The organism is Pseudomonas sp. MWU13-2862, from assembly GCF_023242495.1.
GTDB classification, from domain to species: Bacteria; Pseudomonadota; Gammaproteobacteria; order Pseudomonadales; family Pseudomonadaceae; genus Aquipseudomonas; species Aquipseudomonas gingeri_D.
Window position 1 is genome coordinate 1 of the sequence record NZ_JALMEZ010000048.1, and the last position, 351, is coordinate 351.

The window sequence follows — 351 nt, forward strand, 5'->3', positions numbered from 1 at the left end:
TGTAGTGGTCTAATGAAACTGGACACCCATTTAGGCGAGAATACCCGCCAGATCGAGGTGTCAGATGACCAAACAACGCCGTACCTTTTCCGCTGAATTCAAACGCGAGGCTGCCGACCTCGTGCTCAAGCAAAATTACAGCTTCATCGAGGCCAGCCGCTCGCTCGGCGTTGGCGAATCGGCACTGCGCCGTTGGGTCGACCAGCTTCAGCAGGAGCGCACAGGCGTCACCCCACAGAGCAAGGCGCTAACTCCAGAGCAGCAAAAAATCCAGGAGTTGGAAGCTCGGATCGCCCGCCTTGAGCGCGAGAAATCGATACTAAAAAAGGCTACCGCGCTCTTGATGTCGGA

At 56.1% G+C, this 351-nt stretch carries 1 protein-coding gene; it reads left to right on the forward strand.

Translation table 11 applies throughout. The features are described 5' to 3' along the window. Positions 1-64: 64 nt before the first annotated feature. The coding region (locus M5C56_RS32320) for a transposase (RefSeq protein ID WP_247263514.1) at positions 65-351 on the forward strand (287 nt) is incomplete at its 3' end.